Origin of the sequence: Ferrimonas pelagia, from assembly GCF_039543565.1 — a bacterium.
In the GTDB taxonomy this organism is placed as follows: Bacteria; Pseudomonadota; Gammaproteobacteria; order Enterobacterales; family Shewanellaceae; genus Ferrimonas; species Ferrimonas pelagia.
Genome location: NZ_BAABJZ010000093.1, coordinates 70,449 through 77,871 on the forward strand (window position 1 = coordinate 70,449; position 7,423 = coordinate 77,871).

General features: G+C 58.8%; 9 protein-coding genes. 8 read left to right on the forward strand and 1 reads right to left on the reverse strand.

All coding sequences use genetic code 11. The features are described 5' to 3' along the window. Nucleotides 1-5 precede the first annotated feature (5 nt). Genes ctaD through ABEA08_RS15415 form a run of 3 tightly spaced genes read left to right on the forward strand, consistent with a single transcriptional unit; the run spans nucleotide 6 to nucleotide 3,040 of the window. A complete protein-coding gene (ctaD, locus tag ABEA08_RS15405; RefSeq protein WP_345336247.1) occupies nucleotides 6-1,619 on the forward strand; it encodes a cytochrome c oxidase subunit I in 1,614 nt (537 codons plus the stop codon). A 3-nt stretch (nucleotides 1,620-1,622) separates the two neighbouring features. After that, nucleotides 1,623-2,171 (forward strand): cytochrome c oxidase assembly protein, encoded by a 549-nt coding sequence (locus ABEA08_RS15410; protein WP_345336248.1) that lies wholly within the window; start codon nucleotides 1,623-1,625, stop codon nucleotides 2,169-2,171. Continuing rightward, complete coding sequence (locus ABEA08_RS15415; protein WP_425557372.1) at nucleotides 2,168-3,040, forward strand: cytochrome c oxidase subunit 3; 873 nt, start codon at nucleotides 2,168-2,170, stop codon at nucleotides 3,038-3,040. The genes ABEA08_RS15410 and ABEA08_RS15415 overlap by 4 nt, the downstream gene beginning before the upstream one ends. A gap of 51 nt (nucleotides 3,041-3,091) precedes the next feature. Here ABEA08_RS15415 and ABEA08_RS15420 read toward each other — a convergent pair whose 3' ends face one another. Beyond that, nucleotides 3,092-3,313: a DUF2909 family protein gene (locus tag ABEA08_RS15420; RefSeq protein ID WP_345336249.1), complete on the reverse strand. Its 222-nt coding sequence runs from the start codon at nucleotides 3,311-3,313 to the stop codon at nucleotides 3,092-3,094. A 39-nt stretch (nucleotides 3,314-3,352) separates the two neighbouring features. Here ABEA08_RS15420 and ABEA08_RS15425 point away from each other — a divergent pair, with 39 nt between their 5' ends. The 5 genes from ABEA08_RS15425 (at nucleotide 3,353) to ABEA08_RS15445 (ending at nucleotide 7,245) form a co-directional block, all read left to right on the forward strand. Beyond that, entirely contained in the window at nucleotides 3,353-4,072 is a 720-nt protein-coding gene (locus ABEA08_RS15425) for an SURF1 family protein (RefSeq protein WP_345336250.1), read from the forward strand. Nucleotides 4,073-4,156: 84 nt separating this feature from the next. Further along, nucleotides 4,157-4,705, forward strand: a complete 549-nt coding sequence (locus tag ABEA08_RS15430) for a hypothetical protein (protein WP_345336251.1) — start codon at nucleotides 4,157-4,159, stop codon at nucleotides 4,703-4,705. Between the two features lie 8 nt (nucleotides 4,706-4,713). Next, complete coding sequence (locus tag ABEA08_RS15435) at nucleotides 4,714-5,694, forward strand: COX15/CtaA family protein (RefSeq protein ID WP_345336252.1); 981 nt, start codon at nucleotides 4,714-4,716, stop codon at nucleotides 5,692-5,694. Then, entirely contained in the window at nucleotides 5,687-6,592 is a 906-nt protein-coding gene (gene cyoE / locus ABEA08_RS15440; RefSeq protein WP_345336253.1) for a heme o synthase, read from the forward strand. Before ABEA08_RS15435 ends, cyoE begins: the two co-directional genes overlap by 8 nt. Beyond that, complete coding sequence (locus ABEA08_RS15445; protein ID WP_345336254.1) at nucleotides 6,589-7,245, forward strand: SCO family protein; 657 nt, start codon at nucleotides 6,589-6,591, stop codon at nucleotides 7,243-7,245. Before cyoE ends, ABEA08_RS15445 begins: the two co-directional genes overlap by 4 nt. The last annotated feature ends 178 nt before the right edge of the window (nucleotides 7,246-7,423 follow it).

A 7,423-nucleotide genomic window follows, 5' to 3' on the forward strand; every position in this document is an offset into this window, starting at 1 on the left:
CAACAATGACGACGGCATTAAAAGAGCGCCAGCACGATCAGCTAGGGCACGTTGAGAGCCACGACGAACACCATACGCACCCCTCCGGCGGCATCATGCGTTGGTTGCTGACCACCAACCATAAAGACATCGGCTCGATGTACCTGTGGTTCAGTTTCATTATGTTTTTGACCGGTGGGGCCATGGCGATGGTGATCCGGGCTGAGTTATTTCAGCCGGGATTGCAGTTGGTGGATCCCCACTTTTTCAACCAGATGACCACAGTCCATGGGCTGATCATGGTGTTCGGAGCGGTGATGCCGGCCTTTACCGGCCTGGCTAACTGGATGATCCCCATGATGATCGGGGCGCCAGATATGGCGCTGCCGCGCATGAATAACTGGAGCTTCTGGATCCTGCCTTTTGCCTTTGCCCTGCTGCTGGGCAGCCTATTTATGGAGGGCGGTGGCCCGGCATTTGGTTGGACCTTCTACGCGCCTCTGTCGACGACGTTTAGCGGCAATTCCACCGCCTTGTTTGTGTTTTCAGTACACATCATGGGGATCAGCTCCATCATGGGGGCCATCAACGTGGTGGTCACCATTGTGAATCTGCGCGCGCCGGGCATGACCTGGATGAAACTGCCGCTGTTTGTCTGGACTTGGTTGATCACTGCGTTTTTGTTGATCGCGGTGATGCCAGTACTGGCCGGGGCGGTCACCATGGTGCTGACAGATAAGTACTTTGGCACCAGCTTCTTCGATGCGGCCGGCGGGGGCGATCCGGTGATGTTCCAGCATATCTTCTGGTTCTTCGGTCACCCCGAGGTGTACATCATGATCCTGCCGGCCTTTGGGGTGATCTCCGCCATCGTGCCGGCGTTCTCGCGCAAGAAGCTGTTTGGCTATGCCTCCATGGTCTACGCCACGGCGTCGATCGCCGGCTTGTCGTTTCTGGTTTGGGCGCACCACATGTTCACCACGGGCATGCCCGTCGCGGCCGAGCTGTTCTTCATGTATTGCACCATGCTGATCTCGGTGCCCACCGGGGTCAAGGTGTTCAACTGGGTGGCCACCATGTGGCGCGGCGCCATCAGCTTTGAGGCGCCGATGTTGTTCGCGATCGCCTTTATCGTGTTGTTTACCATCGGCGGCTTATCCGGCTTGATGCTGGCCATCACACCGGTGGATTTCCAGTATCACGATACCTACTTTGTGGTGGCGCATTTCCACTATGTGTTGGTGACGGGGGCGGTGTTCTCGATCATGGCCGGCGCCTATTATTGGTTACCGAAGTGGACCGGCCATATGTATTCAGAGAGCCTAGCCCGCTGGCACTTCTGGTGCTCCATCATCTCGGTCAATGTTCTGTTCTTCCCCATGCATTTCCTCGGGTTGGCAGGCATGCCGCGACGGATCCCGGACTACGCGCTGCAGTTTGCCGACATCAACCAGGTGGTTTCCATCGGTGGTTTTGCCTTTGGGTTGTCTCAGTTGATCTTCTTGGCGCTGGTGATCAAGTGCATCCGCGGCGGCGAGAAGGCCCCCGCCAAACCGTGGGATGGGGCGGAGGGATTGGAGTGGACCGTGCCGTCACCGGCACCGCTGCATACCTTCGATACGCCACCGGTGGTGAAGTAATTCATGGCGGGCGGAAATCAACGTCTGATCACTACGCTGTTGCTGGTGGTGATCGGCATGTTTGGCTTCGGTTTTGCGCTGGTGCCTTTGTATGACGTGTTTTGCGATATCACCGGGATCAACGGCAAAACGTCAACGGAAGCGGCAACGGCCAGCCAGAGTGTCGATAAGCAGCGACTGGTGACGGTGGAGTTCATCACCTATGTGCGCGGGGATATGCCGTGGGAGTTCAAACCGAAGATCGAGCGGATGCAAGTGCATCCGGGCGAAACGACCCAGGTGGCCTTTCTGGCGCGTAACCTGTCCGGGGCGGATACGGTGGGCCAAGCGATCCCGTCTGTGAGTCCGGGGCAGGGTGCCCTGTATTTTTCTAAGATCGAATGCTTTTGTTTTAACAATCAACCGTTAGAGGCTGGTGCTGAAACGGAAATGGGGTTGGTGTTTTATGTGGATCCGGAGCTCCCTGAGTCGATCCGGACGCTGACCTTGTCTTACACGCTCTACAACATCACCGAGCAGGCGATGAGCGTGGCTAAGGAGAGGGAATCATGAATCAATACGAGAAATATTACGTCCCGGCAACCAGCCCCTGGCCGATCGTCGGTGCGGTCGGGTTGTTTTTGATCGCGCTCGGGGCGGGCAACTATGTGGCCAATCTGGAATCCGGCGGCGGTTTCGGTGGACTGGTGCTGCTGGCTGGGATCGCGGTGATCCTGTTTATGGTGGTGGGCTGGTTTCGCCACGTGATCCAGGAGTCGATGAGTGGGCTGTATTCGGCGCAGATGGATCGCTCCTTCCGCCAAGGTATGTCTTGGTTCATCTTTTCTGAAGTGATGTTCTTCGGTGCCTTCTTCGGTGCGCTATTTTACGCGCGTATGGTGGCATTGCCCTGGCTCGGTGGGGCGGGCAACAATGCCATGACGGCGGAGGTGTTGTGGCCAACATTCGAGGCGGTGTGGCCGCTGATCTCGACGCCAGATGGCACCACGACGCAAGCGATGGGTTGGTCTGGCTTGCCGCTTTACAACACCATTATCCTGGTGGTGTCTTCCGTGACGCTGCACGTGGCCCATGTCGCGCTGGAGCAGGATAAGCGTAAGGTGCTGACGGCGTGGTTGGGGTTGACCGTGCTGCTGGGATTGGCCTTCTTGGTGTTGCAGGTGGAGGAATATGTTCACGCCTATACCGAGATGGGGCTGACCCTGAGCTCGGGGATCTACGGCAACACCTTCTTTTTGCTCACGGGCTTCCATGGCATGCATGTGACGCTGGGCACCATCATGCTGATCGTCATGTTTTTCCGCGTGTTGAAAGGCCATTTCAGCCCGGATAACCATTTTGCTTTCCAGGCATCCAGTTGGTATTGGCACTTCGTCGACGTGGTCTGGCTGTGTCTGTTTGTGTTTGTGTACGTGCTTTAAGGCTAGGGGCAAAGGGCGTGCTTCGGCCTGAGCCCCATCATCGAGCCTGTGCTAATAGGGCCTTGGATTGACCGGCATGAGTCCACTGAGTAGGGCGACGATAAGCAGCAGTAAGATCAGGGCGGACAGGCCGACCCGGCGACCCAAGTAATGGGTCATGGAGCGTTGCTCCGTGCTGTTGCCATGGCGGATCATGCTGATCCCTGCCCAGATCAGATTGAATAGGATATAGAGCAGTAGCAGTACGATGACGGTTTTTATCAGTATGATCATGTCGGCTCCTTGCCGCTGCCCGCATCCGGGGCGAGACATATGCTAAGTGTGCGATCCCTCGTGGGTGTGGTTATTACTGTGCTGGCGACCGTGCTCTTGGTCAAGCTTGGCGTTTGGCAGCTTGAACGGGCGGAGTTTAAACGCGATTGGATGGCTCAGCTTGAAGCGCGGGGGGAGCAGCCATTGGCGTGGCCGCTCGGCACTGTGGAATTGGCGGGTTATCGTTTGAGCGTTTCTGGCCACTGGCTGCCCGAAAGGGCGCTGCTACTGGATAACCAAACACTGGATGGCCAGGTGGGGTACCGCTGGCTGGTGCCGATCGAGATCGAGCCAGCGCAGCCCTGGTTGTTGGTGGATCTGGGTTTTGTCCCGGCTCCGGTACGACGCAATGAACTGCCAGCGCTGCCCGAGCTCCCGCCTTTCAGTCATGTATCCGGCCGCTTGTATCAACCCGGCGTGAATCGATTGGCGGCGCAGTTGCTGCCAGAGAGCGGGGCCGTCACCCGGATCCAGGCATTGGAGTGGCCGGCGCTGTCGACGCTTTGGCAGCATGAGGTGGTGCCTGCCCTGCTCTGGCTGAAACAGCCGTCTGAACTGGGGTTTGCCCGTCCGTGGCGACCAATCAACTTAGCCCCGGAGAAACATCAGGCCTATGCACTGCAGTGGTTTTCTCTGGCAGTGGCCTGTGTCTTGATCAGCTTGACCCTCGCGTGGCGCGGGCGCTTGCATCGGCGCGATCAGGCCGATAACTTGGGCTAATCAGCGAGCCATTCCAGATCGCTAAGACAAGTTGTTGTCACCCGCAGTACCGGTGATAGATATGAATTTCTTTGGGAGATCTGTATGTCCTCCACCGGTACCTCGAAACGTACCCTTATTTTGTTGATCTTGGCTTTCGCCTTGCCGGTATTGGCTGCCTATAGCGCGCTGCAATGGGGCTGGTATCAAGGCGGTGCCACCAACCGCGGCGAGCTGCTGCAGCAGCTCAGTTATGATCAACTACAACTGGCGAATCCCGATAGCGAGCATTGGCAGATCGTGACCCAACTGCCGGCCGAGTGCGATCAACGTTGTCAGGCCACCATTACGGTGATCCAACAAGCACATATCGCGCTGGGCCGCGAGAAGGTTCGGGTTCAGCCAGTGATCTTCACTACCGCCACCAGCGATCCGCGCGCACAGGAAAACCTGCGCCAGCTTAACTTTACCCTCATACCGGCCAATTCCGAGGCACATCAGGCGCTTGCGCCCTATGCCCTGGTGGTGGTTGATCCTTGGGGCCAATGGGTCATGGGCTACCGCGCTGATCCGCAGCAGGCGGTGCCGCTCTCCATGGGCAAAGATCTGCTGGCCGATCTGCGCAAACTGCTTAAGCTATCCCGGATCGGGTAGGAGGGATGATGCGTCAACTGACCTTATTGACCCTGATCCTCGCCCTGGTGGTGATCCTGCTCGGCGCCTTTACCCGCTTGACCGACGCTGGCCTGGGTTGCCCGGATTGGCCAGGCTGCTATGGCTTTTTGACGGTGCCGGACGGTGAGCAGATCGCCCATGCTGAAGCGCGCTTTCCGCAGCGTCCGGTCGAGGCGGCCAAGGCCTGGGCCGAGATGATCCACCGCTACGTTGCTGGCACTCTGGGCTTGTTCATTCTCGCGCTTGCGCTGCTGTCCCGACGTCAACGATCAGGTCCGAAGCGCTTGCCTTGGGTGTTGGTCGGGCTGGTGATATTTCAGGCCGCTTTGGGGATGTGGACCGTGACCCTGAATCTGCTGCCTGTGGTGGTCATGGGGCATCTCTTAGGTGGATTTGCCATCCTCAGTTTGTTGTTTCTGCTGTGGCTTCGCTTGCCGAGCGGCGCCGAAGAAGGGGAGGCGATCACTTCGGGCCGATCCGGGCGTGTCTTCGCGCTGGTGGCCTTGTTGGTGCTGATCACACAGATCGCACTCGGTGGCTGGACCTCTGCCAACTACGCGTCTTTGGCCTGCACCCAACTGCCGATCTGCGAAGGCCAGTGGTGGCAAGGTTTGACGCCGCAGCAGGCATTCAGTCCGCTCCCGCCACCCGCGCAAAGTTACGAGTTTGGCGTGCTGGATTACCCGGCGCGGATGACCATCCATGTTAGCCATCGGCTTTGGGCTGGGGTGACGGCGCTGATCTTGCTGCTGCTGTGGTGGCGTTTGCGCGCCGGGGGCTACCGGCGGGAGTCTTACGCTCTGGCAGGGTTGCTGGTGCTGCAACTGCTGCTGGGGATCATCAATGTGGCGGCAACCTTGCCGCTACCGGTCGCGGTGGCCCATAACGGCGTTGCGGCCCTGTTGTTGCTCTCTGTGGTGGCAGCGAACTATCGATTATGGCGGACAAAAGGAGTGGTGCATGGATAAAGTGGAGATAGCACCCATGGCAGTAACGAGTCTGCCGTGGCGGGATTATTTGGAGATGACCAAACCTAAGGTCGTCGCGCTGATGTTACTGACCGCCTTGGTGGGCATGTGCTTGGCGACGGACGGGTGGATCCCCTTGCCGGCGCTGCTGTTTGGCCTGAGCGGGATCGGCTTGATGGCGGGGGCGGCAGCGGCCATCAATCATCTGCTGGATCGTCGGATCGATCAGATCATGGCGCGGACCCATAACCGCCCGTTGCCCAAAGGCCGGGTCAAGGCGGCGCAGGCGCTGCTCTTTGCTGCGTTGATCGGCACACTGGGTTTCGCCATGCTGTATCTCGGCACCAATCCGCTGACCGCGTGGTTAACCCTTGCTAGCCTGATCGGCTACGCGGTGATCTATACCGGCTTTCTTAAGCGGGCGACGCCACAGAATATCGTGATCGGCGGCCTGGCCGGCGCCATGCCGCCACTGCTGGGTTGGACCGCGGTGACCGGGGACTTTCACGGCCACGGCCTGTTGTTGGTGATCATTATCTTTGCCTGGACGCCGCCGCACTTCTGGGCATTGGCGATCGCCCGCAAGGAGGAGTACGCCAAGGTCGGATTGCCGATGTTGCCGGTGACCCATGGGGTGGCGTACACCCAGACCCAGATCTTGCTGTACAGCTTTCTCTATGTGTTGGCGTGTATGCTGCCGGTTGTGGTTGGGATGAGTGGGGCACTGTACCTGACGGGTTCGTCGATACTCAGCGGATGGTTTCTGGTGCGGGCTTGGCAGGTCAAATATCAAAGCGAGCGCTATCCGCCAATGAAGCTGTTTTTGTTGTCGATCTGGCATCTATTGGCGCTGTTTGTGTTGCTGTTGGCCGATCACTATTGGGTGTTGTGGCTATGACCTTACGGTGGCAATGGATCATCCTAGCGGGCGCGCTGGCGCTGGCGGCGGGGGTTGGGGTGGCATTGCAAGCCCCCTCTGAGCGGCCCTTGGTGTCGGCGCTATGGCTGCAGACCCCTCGGCCTTTGGTGCCATTTGAGTTGAGTGATCACAGCACAGGGCGCTTCACCAATGCCCAGTTGCAGGGGCGCTGGACCCTGCTGTTTCTGGGCTACACCTCTTGTCCTGATGTCTGCCCGACCACCATGGCCGATCTGGCCCGTGCCTATAACGGCTTGAAGAATGTGATGACCTCGGCGCCATTGCAGGTGGTGCTGATGAGTGTTGATCCCGGGCGTGACAGCCTCGATAAGCTGGCCAGCTATGTGCGCTTTTTCGACCCGGACTTCACCGCGATAACCGGTGAACACGGTCAGTTGTATCAGCTAAGTCAATCCTTGGGGCTGGTCTATGCCTTGGTGGACAATCCCAATGGCGATGGCAGCGGCGAGGATTACTTGGTGGATCACGCGGCAGATATCGTGTTGATCAACCCGGACGGCGAGTTGGAGGCCATATTCCGGCCCGAGGGCGGTGTTGGGGAGATCCGCCGGGTGTCGATGGACCGCCTGACGGCGGACTATCCGGTGATCACCGGCCAATTCGGTCGCTAACCGGGGCCGCAGCGAACAAAAAAGGGTGGCCATCGGGCCACCCTTTTGTACTGGGTGTGCCAGGCATGGCACGCAGTGCCTTGACGGGCACTGTTCCGGTTCGCGTGGTGGCGATCGGATGACTTGGTGGTGAAAGTCCACTGCTGGCCCGGTAAGGGGAACAGCTAGCTGAACGGCA